Consider the following 18,362-nt stretch of genomic DNA (forward strand, 5'->3'; position numbering starts at 1 on the left):
ACGGAGGGAGAGCATGATGAAAATGGGATGGAAAGCACTGGCCCTGGCCGGCATCGCCTTGCTGATGCTGCTGACACTGGGCCTGGTCCGCAGCCTGCTGGACGAACGCCAGCAGCGCGCCGAGGCGGTACAGCACGAGATTGCCCAGTTCAGCGCCGGCGAGCAGGCGTTGGGCGGCCCCTATCTGGTGCTGCCTTACACCGTGACTGTGAGCAAGTGGCAGCCGGCTGACAGCGGCAAGGGCGGGCGCTGGGTGGAAAGCCAGCAGAGCAAGCAGCTGTTGCTTAGCCCGTCGCAGCTGACGGTGGACGGCAAGCTGGCGGTGGAGCTGCTCAAACGCGGCCTGTTCGAGGCGCCGGTGTACCGGAGCCAGCTGCAGTTGGCCGGGCAGTTCCGCATTCCGGCGCTGGCTGGCTACGAAGAGAAGGCCAGCAGCGACAGCGAGCGGCGCAGCACACGCTGGGCCACGCCGTATCTGGCGCTGGGGGTGGACGACGTGCGCGGCATCCAGCAGCTGCAAGGCCAGGTCGGCAGCCAGACGCTGGCCTTCGTGCCGGGGGCGCGGCTGGCGCACAACCCGCGTGGTGTGCACGCGCCGCTGGCACTGGTGGCGGCCGAGCCGCTACTGGGCCAGGGCCAGACGCTGGGCTTCCGCCTGGGGCTGCAGCTGGCCGGCAGCAGCGCGCTGCTGGTGGAACCCACCGGCGACAGCACCACGGTCAACCTGGCCGGCAATTGGCCGCACCCAAGCTTTAGTGGCAACTTCGCGCCGCAAAGCCGCAGCGTGGACGCGCAGGGCTTTCGTGCCCGCTGGCAGACCACCGAGCTGGCCACCGGCGGCAACGCCTGCCTGCAAGCCAAGAGCGGCTGCGAACCCAATCGCGTCGGCCTGCGCCTGCTGGACCCGGTGGACCGCTACGTGCTGAACGAGCGCACCATGAAGTACGCCGAACTGTTCGTGCTGCTGATGATGGGCGGCGTGTTCCTGCTGGAGGTAATGCACCGCGTGTCGGTGCACCCGGTGCAGTACACCTTGCTGATGCTGGGCCTGGCGCTGTTCTTCCTGCTGACGCTGTCGCTCTCCGAGCATCTGGGCTTCCACGCGGCCTATTGGCTGGCGGCACTGGCGTCGGTGGTCTTGCTGGGCAGTTACGGCAGCAGCGTGCTGGGCAGCTGGCGTGGTGGCGGCGTGTTTGCCGGCATGTTGGCCGCGCTGTACGGCCTGATGTTCATGATCTTGCAGTCGGAAGACATGGCCTTGCTGATGGGTAGCCTCAGCCTGTTCGGCCTGCTGGCGCTCACCATGTACTTCACCCGCGGCATCGACTGGAACAGCCTGGGCGGCCGGGGCAAGCCTGACGACGCCATGCCGTCAGCGCCGGGGCCCAACGCGCCCGCTGCCTCCGCTATGGCGGCCGATACGCCAAATACGCCGCCAGCAGCGTAGCGCCCGCCGTCAGCCCGGCGGCTGGCGGTACTGCAGCGGCAGTTCCAGCTGCTGCATGGCGGGGTCGGCTTCTTGTAGCCGTACCCCCACCCCTAGCAGGCGCACGGCCTTGCCGCCGCGGGCGTAGCCAGTGTGCAGCAGCTGGGTGAAGCTGGCCGCATCCAGCTGCTGGCCGCTGCATTCCACCGTGGTCTGGGTGAAATCGGCAAACTTGATCTTGACGGTCAGCCCGCGAAAACGCGGGCTGCCAGTGCGTTCCAGCCGCTGCGCCAGCGTAGCCAGCAGGCCCGGCAACTCGGCTTCGCAGCTGGCCAGGTCGGGCAGGTCGCGGCTGTAGGTTTCTTCCACGCTCACCGATTTACGCTCGCGCTCCGGTTCTACCGCGCGGTTGTCCTGGCCACGCGACAGCTCGTACAGTGTTTTGCCCAGCTTGCCGAAGCGGCGCAGCATGTCGGCCAGCGGCAGCTGTTGCAGGTCGCCGCAGGTATAAAAACCCTGCTGGCGCAGCTTGGTGGCGGTCACTTCCCCCACGCCCCAGATCTTGTCTACCGGCAGCACGCGCACGAAGTCGGCTACTTCATCCGGCCGCACCAGAAACTGGCCGTCCGGCTTGCGCCAGTCGCTGGCGATCTTGGCCAGGAATTTGTTGGGGGCGATACCGGCCGAGGCGGTAATGCCTACTTCGCTGCGGATGGCGTCGCGGATGGCCTGCGCCATCAGGCTGGCGCTGCCCTGGCAGTGCGGTTGGCCGCTGACGTCGAGGTAGGCTTCGTCCAGTGACAGCGGCTCGATCAGCGTGGTGTAGCGCTGGTAGATGGCGTGCACCGCCTGGCTGGCGGCGCGGTAGCGGGCAAAGTCGGGGGGCACGATCAGCAGCTGCGGGCATTGCCGTAGTGCCAGCGACGACGGCATGGCGCTGCGTACGCCGAAGCGCCGCGCTTCGTAGTTGCAGGTGGCGATCACGCCGCGCTGGCCGGGCTGGCCGCCCACCGCCAGCGGCATGCCGCGCCATTCGGGGTGGTCGCGCATTTCCACCGCGGCAAAAAAGCAGTCGCAGTCGATGTGGATGATCTTGCGTTGCACGCTCAAGGCGCCGCCTTACTGCCCGCTGTCGGCGGCGCTATGGTCGCTGTGGCCCAGGTGGCGGTCGGGGGCAATGCGGTCGCGCACACGCTGTTTCAGCACCTTGATGTCGGGAAAGCCGCCGTCGGCCACGCGGTCCCAGACCAGCACGTCGTCGACATGGACGGTGAACACGCCGCCGCTGCCGGGCTGCAGCGCGACTTCGCCCAGGTCTTTTTCAAAGGTGGTGAGCAGCTCTTGCGCCATCCAGGCGGCGCGCAGCATCCAGCGGCAGCCGGTGCAGTAACGAATGGCAATACGGGGCAGGGCAGGGGGTGTCATGGAGGTTGGCCGCAACGGGTAAAGAGGGCCATGGTAATGCTGGTGTGAGGGCTTGCAAACTGCAGGGTGGGGGACGTTGCACCGCCGCCTTGATCCGCTACTTTCTGTGTTGTATGTGTTGTGGCTCCTGTGGAGCTCGTCTCTCCTCCATCACCCGGTCTTCTTTGGAAACCTGGCGCAATGCTTGGGAGGCGGGGTGCAACGTGGGGCAAGTGTGCATCAAGTTGGCATGACAAGCCAGCGCAGTGCTTGCTTGTCGGACAATATTGCGTTGCAGCATGTTACATTCCGGCAACGATTGTTGTTTTTATTGCAACCTTGATGTCATTCAATAAAAAGCAATACTGGCAACATGGATGTTAATCGTCATAGCGGTAGTGCTTCGGCATCCACCAGGAAGCGTTCCAGCGCGCCGGCCCCTAGTGGTTTGCTGATCAGGTAGCCTTGAGCGTAGTCGCAGCCGTGGCGTGCCAGGAAGCGTGCCTGCTCGATGTTTTCTATGCCTTCGCCAGTGACCGAGGCGCCCAGCGTATGGCCCATGGAGACGATCATGCGCACCAGGTTGCTGCCGGCCTCGCTGTCGGGTACGCGGTCGAGGAACTGCTTGTCGATCTTCAGTTTTTCTACCGGGAAACGGCGCAGGTAACTGAACGAGGCGTAGCCGGTACCGAAGTCGTCAATGGCGATGGCAATGCCCTGCGCACGCAGTTTGTGCAGGTTGCCGTCGATTTCCGGTGTATTGCGTAAGGCCAGGCCTTCGGTCACCTCCAGCTCCAGCGCTTCACCCGGCAGGTGATGGGTAGCCAGCAGCGCGGTGACGCTTTCAGCAAAATGGGGGTCTTCCAGCTGCAGCAGCGAGACGTTGATGGAAATGGTGAAGTTTTCCAGAAAGCGCAAACGCCAGTTGGCCGCATGGCGGATGCCTTCTTCCAGTACCCAGGCGCCAATGGCGTGAATAACCCCGGTTTCTTCGGCCATCGGGATGAAGTCGGCTGGTGATACCAGGCCCAGCTCCGGGTGCTGCCAGCGCACCAGCGCCTCGGCGCCGGCGACTTTGCCGGTCTTCAGCGACACATAAGGCTGGTAGTTCAGCAGCATCTCGTTACGGGCAATGGCCTGGCGCAGTTCGGTTTGCAGCCGGTTGCGACGGCGCCAGTTGCTGTTGATGTCGGGGTGGAAGCGTACCCAGTCGCCCGGGCCTTCTCGCGACATTTGCAGCGCCATTTCGGCGTGTTCCAGTAGCGATTCGGCGTCGTTGGTGTCTTGCGGGTACAGCGCCAGGCCAATGCTGAGGCGGATATACAGTTGCTGACCTTGCAGCTCCAGCGGGTTGTTCAGCAGGCTTACCAGGGCATCGACGCGCCGGCATAGCCGTTCTTCGTCGCGGCCCAGCATCAGTAAGGCAAAGCGGTTGTCGGCGCTGCGTGCCACCATTTCGCCGTTTTCAGTCAGTAATTCCAGCCTTTTACCCAGTTCGCGAATGACCAGGTCGCCGTTGTCGCGCCCGTACAGCTCATTGATATTGGTCAGCCCTTCTACCGCCAGCATCAGGCAGCCCAGTGGTTCGACGTTGTTTGCCGGCTGGCTTTCCTTTTGCTGGATCAGCTCGTCCAGCTGCATCAGCATGCGGCTGCGGTTGGGCAAGCCGGTAAAGCGGTCGTAGTAGAACTGGCGGTACAGCTCGCCTTCTGCGTGCAAGCGCGCCCGCGATTCGATGACTAGCGCCAGGATGTCGGCAGCAGAGCAGACAAAGTTGATTTCATCTTGTTGCCATTGTCGCTGCGGCTGTTGCGACTCCATGCACAGGATGCCGTGGTGCAGGCCACCCACCATGATGGTAGCGTCCAGCATGGCGTGAACGTCGCGCGCCACCAGGTAGGTACGCAGCGACTGCAGCCGTTCGTCCAGCTGGGCATGGTCGGTAGTCAGGTAGCGTTGCTGGCGTATGGCCTGGAAGTAATCGGCATGTTGCGTCTGCTCCAGCGTATCGTCGTAGTTGAACTGCCCGTTACTGGTATTGAGCCCTGCCAGACAGACCAGCTCTTTGCCGTCCGGGCTGAATTGCCACACGCTCACCCGGCTCACGCGCAGGGTCTGACTGAGTAGCGGCATGACTTCTTCCAGATACTCGCGCAGCTCTTGCTGGTCGTCACGGCGGCTGGTGACCAGTTTCTGCAGCGCGGCCCCTTGCTGTTGCAAGCGGCTGGCTTGTTGCCGGCTTTCGCGCTGCCAGCGCTCGGCCATGCGCACGATGGCTGCGCCCAGCAGCAGGATCAGTAGCAGTAGCGCGGCGCTTTGCGGCAATATCCGTTCCAGCATGGCATTGCCCGGTGTTTGTGCCGGCCAGGCCAGCCAGGCCAGTGTCTGGCCGTTATTGTCCTGCAGTGGTAGCGAAGACAGGCCGACAGGGCTGTCGGCGGTGAAATACAGGCGTGCTTCAGGCAGCAAAAAGGCGGTTGCCAGCTGTTGCAGTGCGGCTTGGTCAAGGTAGCGGGCAAAAACCAGATAGCGGCGATACGGGCCTGGTGTGTCAGGTAGCTGCTCGGCTTTGATGCGCTGGATCGACAGCAGCAGGATGCGTGGTTCGGGGTAGCCGGTTTGCGGGTTGATACTGTCTACCCGCAATAACTGACTGGGCAGCGTGGTCTGGTCATGCTGTTCGTAGCGGTCGGTACTGCGCAACAGCGTCAGCCACTGCTGCTTGGACAGCGGTAGCTCGCGTGCCGGGTCGGCGCTCAGCATACCGTTGCGTCGCGCCAGCAATACGCCGTCGTTCGCATCTACCAGCAGTGCCAGATGCACATTGAGGTTGTAGTACACCGAGGCCGTGAGGTTCTGGTTCAGCCACGCCATATCCGGTACTTGGCGGTTGAGCTTGTCGTTCATCTCGTCCCAGCTGGCGTAGTCCTGCAGGCTGCTGGCCAGTTGCCGTCGCTCACGCGCCAGTTCCTGGTTCAGCGCCAGTTGGCTGACGCGCAGCGATTCCGCATCGACATCTTTCGCTACCGAGGCAGCCAGCCAGCCGATACCCAGCGCGCCGGACAAGAAAATCAGTACCAGCAGCAGGACAGGGTGCAGAGGTTTGTGCAGTAGCGGCTTCATGACGGTGACAGAGACAGAACAGATCGCAAGCATAGCAGCTTGCTGCAACAGGCCGTAGCAGCGATCGATGGCTTGTCAAAAAACCATCATATGGCTGTGCCAGACTCCCTGTTTTCATCGACACGTTTCACTTCAGGGGGTTGCAATGAACAAGAAGACCATCATCGTCATGGCGCTGGCTACCGCCGCGGCCGTACCGGCCAGTGCCGGCCCGAAAACCGTTTTCCCGACGCTGGATGGCAAGGCGCCGCTGGTGATCGCCCACCGTGGCGCGTCCGGCTACATGCCGGACCACACGCTCGAGGCCTACGCCAAAGCCATCGAACTGGGCGCCGACTTCATCGAACCGGATCTGGTCGCCACCAAGGACGGTGTGCTGATCGCCCGTCACGAGCCCAATCTGAAAGACACCACCGACGTGGCCAAGCACCCCGAGTTTGCTAACCGCAAGCGCACCATGAAGGTAGACGGTCACGACGAGGAAGGCTGGTTTGCCAGCGATTTCACCCTGGCCGAGATCAAGACCCTGCGTGCCATCCAGCCGCGCGCCGATCGCAGCAAGGCCTTCGACGGCCAGTTCCAGGTGCCTACTTTTGAAGAAGTGCTGGCGCTCCGTGAAGCCAAATCCAAAGAGCTTGGCCGCCAGATTGGCGTGTACCCGGAAACCAAGCACCCGACCTACCATCAGCAGTTGGGCCTGGGCTTGGAACAGCCGCTGGTGGCACTGCTCAAGCAGTACAAGCTGAACCGCAAGGACGCGCCGGTGTTCATCCAGTCGTTCGAAGCGGCCAACCTGAAGCAGCTGCGCAAGCTCACCGCCAACAAACTGGTGTACCTGCTGGATGCCAACGACGTGCGCCCGGACGGCACCATCGATGCCAACGTGCCGTACGACCACGTGGTGTCTGGCGACAAACGCACCTACGCCGACATGCTGACGCCGGCGGGGCTGAAAGAGATCAAATCGTTTGCCGACGGCATCGGCCCGTGGAAGCCGTACCTGATCAGCTGGCAAGCCATGGTGGACCCGAAAACCGGCAAGGCTGCCGACGTGGACGGCGACAAGGTGGTTGACCAGCGCGACATGACCATGATGGAGCCGAGCGACGTGGTGAAGAACGCCCACAAACTGGGCCTGGTGGTGCACCCGTACACCTTCCGCAACGAGGCCAAGCACCTGGCGGCCAACTTCCAGGACAGCCCGCTGGAAGAGTACCGCGCCTACTTTGAACTGGGCGTGGACGGCGTGTTCACCGACTACACCGACACCGCACTGGCCGCGCGCCGCTTGCTGCAAAAGTAAGCGTCGTAGCCAGTAAAGCCAAAAGTCTGCCTGAGGGCATAATGCCAGTCCGTTAACGCTGACTGGCGTTTTTTTGGCTAGAGGGTTGTTGTGTTTGAAGATTGTGTCCGCGATGCGGACGATGTTTACATGCCGGTTCCGCCCGGCAGACGGGAAAGGGGGCGGATTGCCGCCCCCTTTTCTATCGCTGAGCGAATCAAAGATTCGCACGCAGACCCCGCAACCCGGGGCTGCTCGAAACCCCGTCCAAAATGGCACGCCCCAGGCGCCGCCGAACTCGCATCGCTGAGCAAATCATAGATTTGCACGCAGATCGCTAACGGCTCGGGGCTCAAACAAATCGGCGTCTTGCGCGTGCGAATCTTCGATTCGCTCAGCACAACCCTGGGGCGCACCATTTTGACCGGCTCGCGCCAACGGGATGGGGCGCTTCACTCACGCCCTACCAATTGATAGCCAAGTACATTCAACTAACTGACTGGCATTAGCCTGAGGGCAGCCTTTTTGATTGGGCGTAGTCGCTTAGTGGGCGTGGGCCGCCGGTGCGCCGGCTTCCACTTTCACGTCTACCTTCACTTCGCCGGCTTTCTCGAACTTCAGCACCAGCGGGAACTTGTCGCCCACCTTGGCTTGTTGCTTGATGTCGAACAGCATCACGTGCAGGCCGCCCGGGGCCAGCTTGGTGGTTTCGCCAGCCGGTACCGCAATGCCGCCCGGTACTTCGCGCATGCGCATCACGCCGTTGTCGTTGACGTGGGTGTGCATTTCGATTTTGCCAGCTTGCGGGCTGGTGGCGGAAAGCAGCTTGTCGGCGTCTTTGCCGCTGTTGTTGATGGTCATGAATACGCCGGCAGTCGGGCTGGTGGCCGGCATGGCGCGGCTCCACGGGTGGCCGATTTTCAGTGCGTCGGCAGTGTAGTCGTGGGCCAGGGCAGGCAGCGACAGCAGGGAGGCCAGGGCCAGGGCGGCGAGTTTGCGCATGAGAATTCCTTTGCAGAAGTAAATGACATCAAGGTTGGCCGCAAGGCTAACACTGTCTGCGTTGCCGCACATTGCTCTGCGACAAAATGTCGCAGCCCGCGCGGGCAGCCGGCAGCATGGCGTGCGCGATGTCGGGCAAGCGCCGCAATTTTATTGTCTTTGGCCGTGGCGGCGTGCAGCTCGGCGCAGGCTGGCTACAATGGCGGCCAACCCATCCGTGAAGTCCATCATGATCAAGGCGCTGTATCTGCAGTTTTTCTTTGGCGGGCTGGTCAGCCTGCTGGTCATTACCAACCCCTTGTCCAAGATTCCGCTGTTCGTCAGCCTGACGCAGGGCATGAGCGACTTGCGCCGCGCGCACCAGGCGCGCATGGCGTGCGTGTACGCGGCGGCCATCATGCTGGTGTCGCTACTGGCGGGTAACGTCATTCTGGGCGCGTTCGGCATCAGCTACGGTGCGCTGCGCATTGCCGGCGGCTTTGTGGTGGCCACGCTGGGTTACCGCATGCTGTTTTTGTCGCAAGACCCGGGCATGGCGCCCAGCACCAAGCGGCGTGAGGATTATTCGTTCTTCCCGCTGGCGATGCCGGGCATCAGCGGGCCGGGTACCATCGCGGTGGTGATCGGCATGGCCACCGAAATCGCCGAACTGGATAACCACACCGCCCGCCTGCTGGCGCTGGGCATGACCACGCTGGCGATTTTTGCCACCTGCGCCGGCATCTTCCTGCTGCTGCGTTCTGCCGGCTGGATCGCGCAGCGCATCGGCCGCGCCGGTACCGAGGTACTGGGCCGGCTGATGGGCTTTTTGCTGATCTGCGTTGGCGTGCAGTTCATCGGCTCCGGCATCCGCACCTTCATGGCCGGTTCCTGACAAGATCGTTCAAAACGGCGCGCTAGCGCTGTGCCAGAATGCAGCATCCCCTTGCTGCTACTGCCACATGACCGCCGCCCGCCCCGAACACGCCCGCTTCTTCCGCGCCGACGATATCGCGCCGCTGGAGCTGCTGGACGCCTTCTATACCCGCCAGGTGTTTGCCCCGCACTTCCATGAAGAGTACGTGGTGAACACCTTGCACTGGGGCGCGCAGTCTTATCACTGGCGCGGCGGTACCCACGTGGCCGGGCCGGGGGCGCTGATCCTGATCAACCCCGGCGAGGTCCACACTGGCCGCTCGGCGCACGACGCCGGCTGGGGCTACCACGGTTACTACCCGTCGGCGCAGCTGATACAAGGCCTGGCCAGCCAGATCGCCGGCCGCGCGGTACAGCCTTATTTCCGCGACACCGTCGTCTACGACTCTGAGCTATGGCAGCGGCTGTGGCAACTGCAGCCTTTGCTGCGCGACAGCCACGACCGTCTGCTGCGCGAGAGCGTGCAGCAGGGCATCTTTGCCGACGTACTGACCCGCCACATGGGCGTGCGCGAGGCAGCCCTGTCCGACGCTGCGCCGGCGCTGCTGCGGGTACGCAACCTGCTGGCCGACCGCCTGGCCGACAACCTGTCGCTGCAGCAACTGGCCGACGAGGCCGGGTTGTCGCCGTGGCACCTCAACCGCCGCTTTCGCCAGCAATTCGGTCTGCCGCCGGTAGCGTGGCGCAACCAGCTGCGCGTGGCGCGCGCTCGTAGCCTGCTGGCACACGGCGTGGCGCCGGTGCAGGTGGCGGCACAACTGGGCTTTGCCGACCAGCCGCAGCTGACGCGCGCCTTCCGCGCCGCATTGGGCATTACCCCGGCCGCCTACCAGCGTACGGTCAGCGGCCGCTAGCCGCTTGCTGCGCAAGATCGTTCAAGCCAGATCGTGCCGGCGGCCGGCATAGTCGGTACTGAACAGCTTGTTCCATCGCGCCGTTTGAGGCGCGTGCCAGAATGCCCTTTTGCTCCGGAGATAAGCGATGCAGACCCTGGAAGGCCAATGCCAGTGCGGCGCCGTGCGCTACCGCGTCCACGGCGAAGTGCTCACTGTGTTTGCGTGCCATTGCCGCGAATGCCAGCGCCAGTCGGCCAGTGCTTTCGGCATGGCGCTGTGGCTGCGGGCGGCGCAGCTGACGCTGTTGCAGGGGGCGGTGCAGCGCTGGCAGCGTCACACCCCTTCCGGCCGGGTAATGGATTGCGATTTCTGCCCGCAGTGCGGCACGCGGCTGTTCCACCGTAGCTCGGGTAACGGCGACGTGCTCAGTATCAAACCCGGCACCCTGGACGACGCGCCGGCCTGGCGGCCGGTAGCGCATATCTGGACCGCCAGCGCGCAGGCCGGCTGGCAGCCGCCAGACGGTGTGTTGTGCTACCCCGGCAACCCGCCGGCGTGGGAACCCTTGCTGCAGGCGTGGCGTGCTTATGCCGCCTGCGGCCAACCCTGAATTTGTGGAGTGTGGCATGAACCCTCACCGTACCGCCTTGCTGGCGGGCGTACGCGATACGGTACCGATGCTGGTCGGTGCGGCGCCGTTTGGCGTGATCTTCGGCACGCTGGCCATTGCCAGCGGCATTCCCGCCTGGGCGGTACTGGCGTTGTCGGCGCTGGTGTTTGCCGGCTCGTCGCAATTTGTGGCCGTCAGCCTGATCGGTAGCGGCGCGGCGCTGCCGGTGATCTGGCTCACCACCTTTGTGGTGAACCTGCGCCACGCCCTGTACAGCGCCAGCCTGCTGCCCTACGTGCGCGACTTGCCGGCGCGCTGGCGCTGGCCGCTGGCGTTCTGGCTGACCGACGAAACCTACGCCGTGGTGGAACACCATCTGCGCGAGCATGGGGCAGCGCAAGGCGGTGTCTGGTACTGGCTGGGTTCGTCGCTGGCGATGTACCTGAACTGGCAGCTGTGGACGCTGGCCGGCGTGCTGCTGGGGCAAAGCGTGCCGGGCCTGGCAGGCCTGGGGCTGGACTTTGCCATGGTGGCCACCTTTGCTGCCATCGTGGCGCCGCAGCTGCGGCAGTACCCGGTACTGGCGGCTGCTGTCGCGGCGGGTGTGGTGGCGCTGTTGGCGCGCCATCTGCCGTACAAGCTGGGGCTGATGCTGGCGGCGCTGGCTGGCGTGGGCGCCGGCATGCTGGCTGAAAGGTTGGCCGCAGATAGTACTCAGGAGGCACAAGCATGACGCAGCCACTGTGGTTGGCCATCCTGGGGATGGTGGTGGTGACGTACGGCATCCGGTTGAGTTTTCTGGTGTTCGGCCACCGGCTGGCGTTTCCGCCGGCCTTGCAGCGGGCGCTGCGCTATGTGCCGGCGGCAGTGCTGACCGCACTGATTGTGCCGATGGCGCTGGCGCCGCAGGGCGACATCGACCTGAGCCTGGCCAATGCTTACCTGCCGGGCACGCTGGTGGCGGCGACGGTGGCGTTTTTCAGCCGGCAGACGCTACCTGCCATCGTGCTGGGCTTTGTAGCCTACGGCGTGTGGCGCTGGCTGTTCTGAGCAGGTAGTTGCGCGGCCACGCGCTCGGCCACTTCGGGCGGGCCGAACAATAGTGTCAGCCGCTGGCGCCAGCTGCGTGCGGCCAACGCTTCTCGCAGCATGTCGCGCCATTCCACCACGCTCACCCACAGCGGGTTGTGGCTGTTGACCGGTTTCAGGGTGCCGTAATCGCACGGCGTGTCGTCGCGTTCTGCCACGTAGCTGCCGAACAGGCGATCCCAGATCACCAGCACGCCGGCGTAGTTGCGGTCGATGTAGCAGGGGTTGCGCGCGTGGTGGCTGCGGTGGATGGACGGTGTGTTGAACACGTACTCCAGCCAGCCCAGCTTGGGCACGGCCTGGGTGTGCACGAAGAACTGGAACGCCAGGTTCAGCAGCACCACGCCGATTACCAGCTGCGGGGCAAAGCCCAGCCACGCTAGCGGCAGCCAGAACGCCCACATGCCGGCCAGCGGGTACATCAGGCTCTGACGGAATGCAGTAGACAGGTTCATGCGGGTGGAGCTGTGGTGCACGCTGTGCGCCGCCCACAGCCAGCGCACGCGGTGGCTGGCGCGGTGGAACCAGTAGTACAAAAAGTCTTGCGCCAGAAACAGCAGCACAAAGTGGCCCCAGCTGTGGCCGAGGTCGAACAGCCGGTAGTGCTGGTACACGTATTGGTACAGTGGTATCACCGCCAGCCAGGCCAGCTTGTCGGCGCCCTGGTGCAGCAGGGCCAGGCCGGCGTTGCACAGCGTGTCGCGCCAGCTGTAGATGTCGGCGCGGCCGCGGCGCTGCCAGTACCAGGCTTCGGCGGCCACACAGCCGACAAACAGCGGCGCCAGCGCCAGCAGTAACAGTTCGATGCTGAAATCCATATTGCCTCCTCGTGGGCGTGGCCGCGCCGTCATGGCGGTGCGGTCCGTGTGATGCGGCGTCGGGCGCCGAAGCGCTATCTTGCGTAGGTGTCCTGGCGGTATGCAACGATCGTTTGCTTGAAGAGGCGGCTGCCGGATGTGGCTGTGACAAAACTGCGACGTACAAAAAATGCGGCCAACCTGCAAACAGGTTGGCCGCATGGCAAGTCAGGTACGGATCAGCGTTTGGTGTTGCCGATACTCATCAGCATGCCCAGCGCTACCGCCAGCGACACGGTGGCGGTGCCACCGTAAGACATGAACGGCAACGGTACGCCTACCACCGGCAGAATGCCGGCCACCATGCCCATGTTGACGAAGACGTAGACGAAGAACGATAGCGTAATGGCGCCCGCCAGCAGGCGGCCATACAGCGTCTGGGCGCGCGCGGTAATCAGCATGCCGCGCGCGATGACGCCTAGGTACAGCGCCAGCAGCAACAGGTTGCCGGCCAGGCCGAATTCTTCCGAGTACACGGCAAAGATGAAGTCGGTGGTGCGTTCCGGGATGTAATCGAGGTGGGTCTGGCTACCGTTGAGCCAGCCCTTGCCCCAGGTACCGCCGGAGCCGATGGCGATCATCGACTGGATGATGTGGTAGCCGTCGCCCAGCGGGTCTTCCATCGGGTCGATCAGGGTCAGTACGCGGCGGCGCTGGTAGCCGTGCATCAGGTTCCACACCACCGGCAGGCTGGCCAGGAAGGCGACCAGGCCGCCAATGATGATCTTCCACGACAGGCCGGCAAAGAACAGCACAAAGAAGCCTGCACCCATGATCAGCGTGGCGGTACCCAGGTCGGGCTGCTTCAACACCAGTACGCCGGGGATGAGGATGAGCACCACGGCAAACAGGTAGTGGCGCCAGTTGAGTGTGCTTTCGTATTTCTGGAAGTACCACGCCACCATCATCGGCAGCGCGGTTTTCATGATTTCAGACGGCTGGATGCGTACGATGCCCAGGTTCAGCCAGCGAGTAGAGCCGTTGACGGTGATGCCGAACAGTTCGACTCCTACCAGCATCAGCACGCCGGCAGCGTACAGCGGTGGTGCAAAGTTCATCACCGTCTGTGGCCGTGCATGGGCCATTACCCACATGATGGCCAGTGCCATCACGGTATAGACCAGCTTGTTGTCAATCTTGTGCCAGCTCTGGTTGGACGCCGAAAACAGCACCAGCATGCTCATCACGAAGATACCGCCCAGAAACAGCATCAGCCAGCCGTCGAACGGCGCGGCGATGGTGTCCCAGATACGTTTACCGAGCGGCGCTTGCATCTTGCTTGTCTCCTGCCTGTGCCGGCTCCGGCATGGTGATCAGTTTGCCTTTCAGTTCGGCCGGTACTTTGCCGGTGAGGGCGAAGTCGCTCACTGCGCGGGCAATCGGCGCGGCGCTGGCGGCACCGAAGCCGGCGTTTTCCACAATCACGGCAATGGCGATGCGCGGCGCCTCCGCCGGGGCGAAGGCAATGAACCACGAGTGGTCGCGGTGTTGCTCGGCCAGTGCGGCGGCGTTGTACTTGGCGCCTTGCTTGATCTGTACCACTTGGGCAGTACCGGTCTTGCCCGCCATATTGTAGGTCAGGCCGCTGGCAACGCGCGCAGCGGTACCGCCGGGGCGCATTACCGCCAGCATGCCGTCAGTGACGTGCTGGTAGAGCTCGGGGCGGAAGGCCAGCATGCGTACCGGCTGCGGCTCTACCAGCCGTACCTTGCCACTGCCGGCCTCGGTGATTTCTTGCACCAGGTGGGGGTGGAACACCTTGCCGCCTGCCGCAAGAATGGCGGTGGCGTTGGCCATTTGCAGCGGGGTGTAGGCGTTGAAACCCTGGCCGATGCCTACGCTAACCACGTCCGCCGGGTACCAGCGACGTACTTCAGGTTTGTAGCGGGCAAAGCGTTTTTCTTTCCATTCTTTTGAGGGCAGTACGCCGCGGGCTTCGCCATCCAGGTCGATACCGGTTTTCTCGCCCAGACCAAACTGGCCGATCAGCGGGTGTATACGGTCGATGCCCATATCCCACGCCAGCTTGTAAAAGAAGGTATCGCTGGATACCGCGATGGCCTTGCCGATGTTGACCATGCCATTACCACGCGGGTTGGAGTCGCGGAACTGGTGGCTGGAACCGGGCAAGGTAAAATAGCCCGGCGCCGGGCGCACGTCGTAGGGGCCGATGGCGCCTGCCTGCAGTGCCGCCATCGCCATGAATGGCTTGAAAGTGGAACCAGGTGGGTACAGGCCGCGCAACGCACGGTTGACCAGCGGCTTTTGCCAGTCTTCGTTCAGGCTTTTCCAGGTGGCGCTGTCGATGCCGTCGATGAACAAGTTAGGGTCGAAGCCGGGTTTGGATACAAAAGCCAACACGCCACCGGTTTGCGGGTCAATCGCTACCAGCGCACCACGACGCTGGCCGAACAGCTTGTCGGCCACTTCCTGGACCCGGATGTCCAGTGCCAGCTTCAGATTGTTGCCGTGCACCGGTGGGGTGCGGCGCAAGCTGCGCACCGCGCGGCCACCGGCATCGGTTTCCACTTCCTCGAAGCCGTTTTTGCCGTGCAGCTCGGTTTCGTACACCGCTTCCAGACCCAGCTTGCCGATATGGGTGGCACCACGATAATTGGCGCGCAGGCCGGCTTCTTCCAGCTTTTGCTGGTCGCGTTGGTTGATGCGGCCGATATAGCCCAGTACGTGGCTGGTGAGCTCCTTGTACGGATAGTCGCGGAACAGGCGCGCCTTCACTTCCACCCCCGGAAAGCGCCAGGCGTTGGCCGCAATGCGGGCGGCTTCTTCTTCGGTGAGCTTCAGCTTCAGCGGAACCGGCTCGAACTCTTTGCTTTCGGAAAGAAACTTGCGGAAGCGGCGCTCGTCACGCGGGGTGATCTCCACCATTTCACCCAGCGCCTTGATGGTGGCTTCCATATCGTCCATTTTGGCAGGGGTGATTTCCAGCGTATAGGCGGCATGATTCTGCGCCAGCACCACGCCGTTACGGTCCATGATCAGGCCACGGTTGGGCTGTACCGGTACCAGCGAGATGCTGTTGTTCTGTGCCAGCGTGGCAAAGTGCTCGTACTGCATCACTTGCAGCCAGATGAAGCGGGCGGCCAGCAGCAGCAGCAGCAGTACCATGAAGGCGAAGGCAATGACGATGCGCAGCTGAAACTGGCTCTCTTCGGCTTGCTGGTTTTTCAGGCGAGTGGGGCGGTGCATCGTGGCCTAGATCGTATGCTGCCGATAGGGCAGCAGCAGCAGTTTGTTCAGTAGCGGCCATAGCAAGGCGCCGACCAGCGGGGGCAGGAAGTAGCTGGGGCCGACGAAGGCAGCGCCCAGCGCCATGCGGACCAGCGCCATGATCAGCTGGTTGGCCAGCATCAGCGTCATGACTACCAGTGCCTGCTGGCCCAGGTTGAACATCACCAGCTGGCGCTGGCGCAGCATCACCAGATAGGTGGTGATGGAGTAGGCCAGTGCGTGTTGGCCGAACAGGCTATTGGTACTGACGTCGACGATCAGGCCGATCAGGAAACCCATGCCGATGCCGATGCGGCGCGGCTGGTTGATGGCCCAGTACAGGATCAGCAGGCCGACAAAATCGGGCAGCCAGCGGTTGGAGCCTACCGGCAGCGGCAGCAGCTCCATCATCAGTGCCAGGGTAAACGTCAGGGCGATGAAGCGACGCTTTACCGGCCGTAACAGTTCTTGCGGGCGGTCGTAGCTCATGATCAGCCTTCATCCTCGGTATTTTTTTTCTTTTGCGCTTTGGCCGTGGTCACTGCCGGGTCTGGCCGCGGAGGCACGGCAGCACGTGGCGGCAAGATCAGCACATAACGGCTGGACTGTACGCCGGCAATGCTCTGACACAGCACACGGGCAAACGAGGCGCCGGCCGGGCGGTCGACGCGGGTGACGCGTGCGACCGGAATGCCCTCGCTGTACAGGTTGTCGATGCCGGAGGTGACCAGCAGGTCGCCAGGCTGGATGTCGGCCGCAGCAGGCAGGTAGCGTACTTCCACGCCGCCGCCATAGCCGTACAGCAGCGAACGCTGGCCGGTGCGCTGGTTGCGTACCGGCACCATCTGGTTCTTGTCGATGATCAGGGTGACTTCAGCGGTCAGCGGTTGCACGCGGGTGACCTGGCCCAGCAGGCCGCGCTCGTCCACCACCGGCAGGCCGGCGCTGATATTGGCGTCCAGCCCTTTGTCGATGATGATCTTGTACGAAAACGGGTCGCGTGCGGTGTACAGCACCTCGCCCAGCTTGCCACCTTGGGCGTTGCCCAGTCGCAAACCGTTCAATGCTTTCAGTTGCAGCAGTTCTTGTTCCACCGTATTGAGCCGGGCCAGTCGTGCCGACTGGGCCAGCTCGCGGCTGCGCAAGTCGGCGTTTTCCTGTTTCAGCTGGGTCTGGGTCACGAAGAACTCGCCAACATGGGCGGCTGCCGACAATGGCATGTTGACCGCACGTTGCAGCGGGTACAACACCACGGACAGTGCGTCGCGGGTGCGATCCATCAGGCCGAATTGGCTATCACCAACGATCAGCGTTAGTGAGGCCAACACGCACAGCAACAGCTGGGAGCCGGGGCGCAGGCCCTGGTTGGCAAAGCTTGGGGTGGTGGCGAAGTTCATGCAGCAGCCATGCGCTGCCCCGTACAGGGCAGCACCATCAGAAGGAGCGGAAGATTACGGTACGTTGGTGAAGATGGTGCCGGTTTTGTCCATCTTGTCCAGCGCCTTGCCCGAGCCGCGCACCACGCAGGTCAGCGGCTCTTCGGCTACGAACACCGGCAGGCCGGTTTCTTCGGCCAGCAGGCGGTCGATGTCTTTCAGCAGCGCGCCGCCACCGGTCAGCACCATGCCCTTGTCGGCAATGTCGGCGCCCAGTTCCGGCGGGGTTTGTTCCAGCGCGATCTTCACCGCAGACACGATCTGGTTCAGCGGCTCGGTCAGCGCTTCCAGGATCTCGTTGCTGGACACGGTGAACGCACGCGGAATGCCCTCGGCCAGGTTGCGGCCTTTCACTTCCATTTCGCGTACTTCGGCACCCGGGAACGCGGAGCCGATGGTTTTCTTGATTTCCTCGGCGGTGGTTTCGCCGATCAGCATGCCGTAGTTGCGGCGGATGTAGTTGATGATGGCTTCATCGAACTTGTCGCCACCGACACGTACCGAGTTGGAGTACACCACACCGCCAAGCGAGATCACGCCCACTTCAGTGGTGCCACCACCGATATCCACCACCATGGAGCCGGTCGGCTCCTCAACCGGCAGGCCGGCACCGATGGCAGCCGCCATCGGCTCTTCGATCAGCTCGACGCGGCGGGCGCCGGCGGCCAGTGCCGAGTCTTTGATCGCGCGGCGTTCCACCTGGGTGGAACCGCATGGTACGCAGATCACGATGCGCGGGCTGGCGGAGAAAAAGCGGCTGGGGGTCACTTTCTTGATGAACTGCTTCAGCATCTGCTCGGTGACGGTGAAGTCAGCGATCACACCGTCTTTCATCGGGCGGATGGCCTGAATGCTGCCCGGGGTGCGGCCCAGCATTTTTTTGGCTTCCAGGCCCACGGCCAGGATGGATTTCTTGTTGGTGGGGGCGTCGCTGTGAATGGCCACTACGGAAGGTTCGTCAAGCACGATCCCTTTGCCGCGCATGTAGATCAGGGTGTTGGCTGTGCCAAGGTCGATGGCCAGATCATTGGAAAAGTAGCCGGTGAGCGAGCGAAACATGTGGCGATCCTGAGAATGGGTTTGTGTGCGGTGCTATGAGTTTACCGCATTGCAAGCGTGGCGATTTAAGACAGCGTGTCGGGGAAAGGTTCACG

General features: G+C 63.3%; 17 protein-coding genes. 7 read left to right on the forward strand and 10 right to left on the reverse strand.

Features of this window, described 5'->3' with window-relative positions; genetic code table 11:
• The first annotated feature begins 13 nt into the window (after positions 1-13).
• Positions 14-1,447 (forward strand): cell envelope integrity protein CreD, encoded by a 1,434-nt coding sequence (creD, locus tag ACK4FZ_RS03240; RefSeq protein WP_409818267.1) that lies wholly within the window; start codon positions 14-16, stop codon positions 1,445-1,447.
• Between the two features lie 9 nt (positions 1,448-1,456).
• Here creD and dinB read toward each other — a convergent pair whose 3' ends face one another.
• From dinB to ACK4FZ_RS03255, 3 genes are all read right to left on the reverse strand, one after another.
• The gene (dinB, locus tag ACK4FZ_RS03245; protein ID WP_409818440.1) at positions 1,457-2,530 is read right to left on the reverse strand and encodes a DNA polymerase IV; all 1,074 of its coding nucleotides are present in this window, start codon (positions 2,528-2,530) and stop codon (positions 1,457-1,459) included.
• A 15-nt stretch (positions 2,531-2,545) separates the two neighbouring features.
• On the reverse strand, positions 2,546-2,851 hold the full coding sequence (locus tag ACK4FZ_RS03250; RefSeq protein WP_409818268.1) for a SelT/SelW/SelH family protein: 306 nt from the start codon (positions 2,849-2,851) through the stop codon (positions 2,546-2,548).
• A 366-nt stretch (positions 2,852-3,217) separates the two neighbouring features.
• Complete coding sequence (locus ACK4FZ_RS03255) at positions 3,218-5,953, reverse strand: EAL domain-containing protein (RefSeq protein WP_409818269.1); 2,736 nt, start codon at positions 5,951-5,953, stop codon at positions 3,218-3,220.
• 145 nt (positions 5,954-6,098) lie between these two features.
• On the opposite strand from ACK4FZ_RS03255, the gene ACK4FZ_RS03260 reads away from it, so the two are divergent.
• Entirely contained in the window at positions 6,099-7,256 is a 1,158-nt protein-coding gene (locus ACK4FZ_RS03260) for a glycerophosphodiester phosphodiesterase (protein WP_409818270.1), read from the forward strand.
• Positions 7,257-7,778: 522 nt separating this feature from the next.
• On the opposite strand, the gene ACK4FZ_RS03265 is transcribed toward ACK4FZ_RS03260, so the two are convergent.
• Positions 7,779-8,237 (reverse strand): copper chaperone PCu(A)C, encoded by a 459-nt coding sequence (locus ACK4FZ_RS03265; RefSeq protein ID WP_409818271.1) that lies wholly within the window; start codon positions 8,235-8,237, stop codon positions 7,779-7,781.
• 229 nt (positions 8,238-8,466) lie between these two features.
• Between ACK4FZ_RS03265 and ACK4FZ_RS03270 the strand changes: the two genes are divergently transcribed.
• The 5 genes from ACK4FZ_RS03270 (at position 8,467) to ACK4FZ_RS03290 (ending at position 11,648) form a co-directional block, all read left to right on the forward strand.
• Positions 8,467-9,111, forward strand: coding sequence for a MarC family NAAT transporter (locus ACK4FZ_RS03270; protein WP_144370973.1), 645 nt, complete (start codon positions 8,467-8,469; stop codon positions 9,109-9,111).
• Between the two features lie 67 nt (positions 9,112-9,178).
• Positions 9,179-10,006, forward strand: a complete 828-nt coding sequence (locus ACK4FZ_RS03275) for a helix-turn-helix domain-containing protein (RefSeq protein ID WP_409818272.1) — start codon at positions 9,179-9,181, stop codon at positions 10,004-10,006.
• Positions 10,007-10,133: 127 nt separating this feature from the next.
• On the forward strand, positions 10,134-10,598 hold the full coding sequence (locus ACK4FZ_RS03280) for a GFA family protein (protein WP_409818273.1): 465 nt from the start codon (positions 10,134-10,136) through the stop codon (positions 10,596-10,598).
• A gap of 16 nt (positions 10,599-10,614) precedes the next feature.
• The gene (locus ACK4FZ_RS03285; RefSeq protein ID WP_409818274.1) at positions 10,615-11,331 is read left to right on the forward strand and encodes an AzlC family ABC transporter permease; all 717 of its coding nucleotides are present in this window, start codon (positions 10,615-10,617) and stop codon (positions 11,329-11,331) included.
• On the forward strand, positions 11,328-11,648 hold the full coding sequence (locus ACK4FZ_RS03290; protein ID WP_409818275.1) for an AzlD domain-containing protein: 321 nt from the start codon (positions 11,328-11,330) through the stop codon (positions 11,646-11,648). The genes ACK4FZ_RS03285 and ACK4FZ_RS03290 overlap by 4 nt, the downstream gene beginning before the upstream one ends.
• On the opposite strand, the gene ACK4FZ_RS03295 is transcribed toward ACK4FZ_RS03290, so the two are convergent.
• The 6 genes from ACK4FZ_RS03295 to ACK4FZ_RS03320 all read right to left on the reverse strand — a co-directional run bounded on the left by ACK4FZ_RS03295 (position 11,621) and on the right by ACK4FZ_RS03320 (position 18,267).
• Complete coding sequence (locus ACK4FZ_RS03295) at positions 11,621-12,505, reverse strand: sterol desaturase family protein (RefSeq protein WP_409818276.1); 885 nt, start codon at positions 12,503-12,505, stop codon at positions 11,621-11,623. The two genes, ACK4FZ_RS03290 and ACK4FZ_RS03295, sit on opposite strands and share 28 nt — an antisense overlap.
• 218 nt (positions 12,506-12,723) lie before the next feature.
• Entirely contained in the window at positions 12,724-13,818 is a 1,095-nt protein-coding gene (gene rodA, locus ACK4FZ_RS03300; RefSeq protein WP_409818277.1) for a rod shape-determining protein RodA, read from the reverse strand.
• Complete coding sequence (mrdA, locus tag ACK4FZ_RS03305; protein ID WP_409818278.1) at positions 13,799-15,751, reverse strand: penicillin-binding protein 2; 1,953 nt, start codon at positions 15,749-15,751, stop codon at positions 13,799-13,801. The genes rodA and mrdA overlap by 20 nt, the downstream gene beginning before the upstream one ends.
• A 6-nt stretch (positions 15,752-15,757) precedes the next feature.
• On the reverse strand, positions 15,758-16,261 hold the full coding sequence (gene mreD, locus ACK4FZ_RS03310) for a rod shape-determining protein MreD (RefSeq protein ID WP_409818279.1): 504 nt from the start codon (positions 16,259-16,261) through the stop codon (positions 15,758-15,760).
• Between the two features lie 2 nt (positions 16,262-16,263).
• Complete coding sequence (mreC, locus tag ACK4FZ_RS03315) at positions 16,264-17,169, reverse strand: rod shape-determining protein MreC (protein ID WP_409818280.1); 906 nt, start codon at positions 17,167-17,169, stop codon at positions 16,264-16,266.
• Positions 17,170-17,223: 54 nt separating this feature from the next.
• Complete coding sequence (locus ACK4FZ_RS03320) at positions 17,224-18,267, reverse strand: rod shape-determining protein (RefSeq protein ID WP_017507473.1); 1,044 nt, start codon at positions 18,265-18,267, stop codon at positions 17,224-17,226.
• Between the last annotated feature and the right edge of the window lie 95 nt (positions 18,268-18,362).

Origin of the sequence: Vogesella sp. (genome assembly GCF_046297735.1) — a bacterium.
Taxonomy (GTDB): Bacteria; Pseudomonadota; Gammaproteobacteria; order Burkholderiales; family Chromobacteriaceae; genus Vogesella; species Vogesella urethralis.

Bases quoted from the DNA above. Each gene is read 5' to 3' on its own strand.
- ACK4FZ_RS03280 (WP_409818273.1), top strand. From the start codon at position 10,134: ATGCAGACCCTGGAAGGCCAATGCCAGTGCGGCGCCGTGCGCTACCGC.
- creD (WP_409818267.1), top strand. From the start codon at position 14: ATGATGAAAATGGGATGGAAAGCACTGGCCCTGGCCGGCATCGCCTTG.
- mrdA (WP_409818278.1), bottom strand. From the start codon at position 15,751: ATGCACCGCCCCACTCGCCTGAAAAACCAGCAAGCCGAAGAGAGCCAG.
- ACK4FZ_RS03270 (WP_144370973.1), top strand. From the start codon at position 8,467: ATGATCAAGGCGCTGTATCTGCAGTTTTTCTTTGGCGGGCTGGTCAGC.
- ACK4FZ_RS03275 (WP_409818272.1), top strand. From the start codon at position 9,179: ATGACCGCCGCCCGCCCCGAACACGCCCGCTTCTTCCGCGCCGACGAT.
- ACK4FZ_RS03285 (WP_409818274.1), top strand. From the start codon at position 10,615: ATGAACCCTCACCGTACCGCCTTGCTGGCGGGCGTACGCGATACGGTA.
- ACK4FZ_RS03265 (WP_409818271.1), bottom strand. From the start codon at position 8,237: ATGCGCAAACTCGCCGCCCTGGCCCTGGCCTCCCTGCTGTCGCTGCCT.
- mreC (WP_409818280.1), bottom strand. From the start codon at position 17,169: ATGAACTTCGCCACCACCCCAAGCTTTGCCAACCAGGGCCTGCGCCCC.
- ACK4FZ_RS03260 (WP_409818270.1), top strand. From the start codon at position 6,099: ATGAACAAGAAGACCATCATCGTCATGGCGCTGGCTACCGCCGCGGCC.
- rodA (WP_409818277.1), bottom strand. From the start codon at position 13,818: ATGCAAGCGCCGCTCGGTAAACGTATCTGGGACACCATCGCCGCGCCG.
- ACK4FZ_RS03295 (WP_409818276.1), bottom strand. From the start codon at position 12,505: ATGGATTTCAGCATCGAACTGTTACTGCTGGCGCTGGCGCCGCTGTTT.
- ACK4FZ_RS03250 (WP_409818268.1), bottom strand. From the start codon at position 2,851: ATGACACCCCCTGCCCTGCCCCGTATTGCCATTCGTTACTGCACCGGC.
- ACK4FZ_RS03290 (WP_409818275.1), top strand. From the start codon at position 11,328: ATGACGCAGCCACTGTGGTTGGCCATCCTGGGGATGGTGGTGGTGACG.
- ACK4FZ_RS03255 (WP_409818269.1), bottom strand. From the start codon at position 5,953: ATGAAGCCGCTACTGCACAAACCTCTGCACCCTGTCCTGCTGCTGGTA.
- ACK4FZ_RS03320 (WP_017507473.1), bottom strand. From the start codon at position 18,267: ATGTTTCGCTCGCTCACCGGCTACTTTTCCAATGATCTGGCCATCGAC.
- mreD (WP_409818279.1), bottom strand. From the start codon at position 16,261: ATGAGCTACGACCGCCCGCAAGAACTGTTACGGCCGGTAAAGCGTCGC.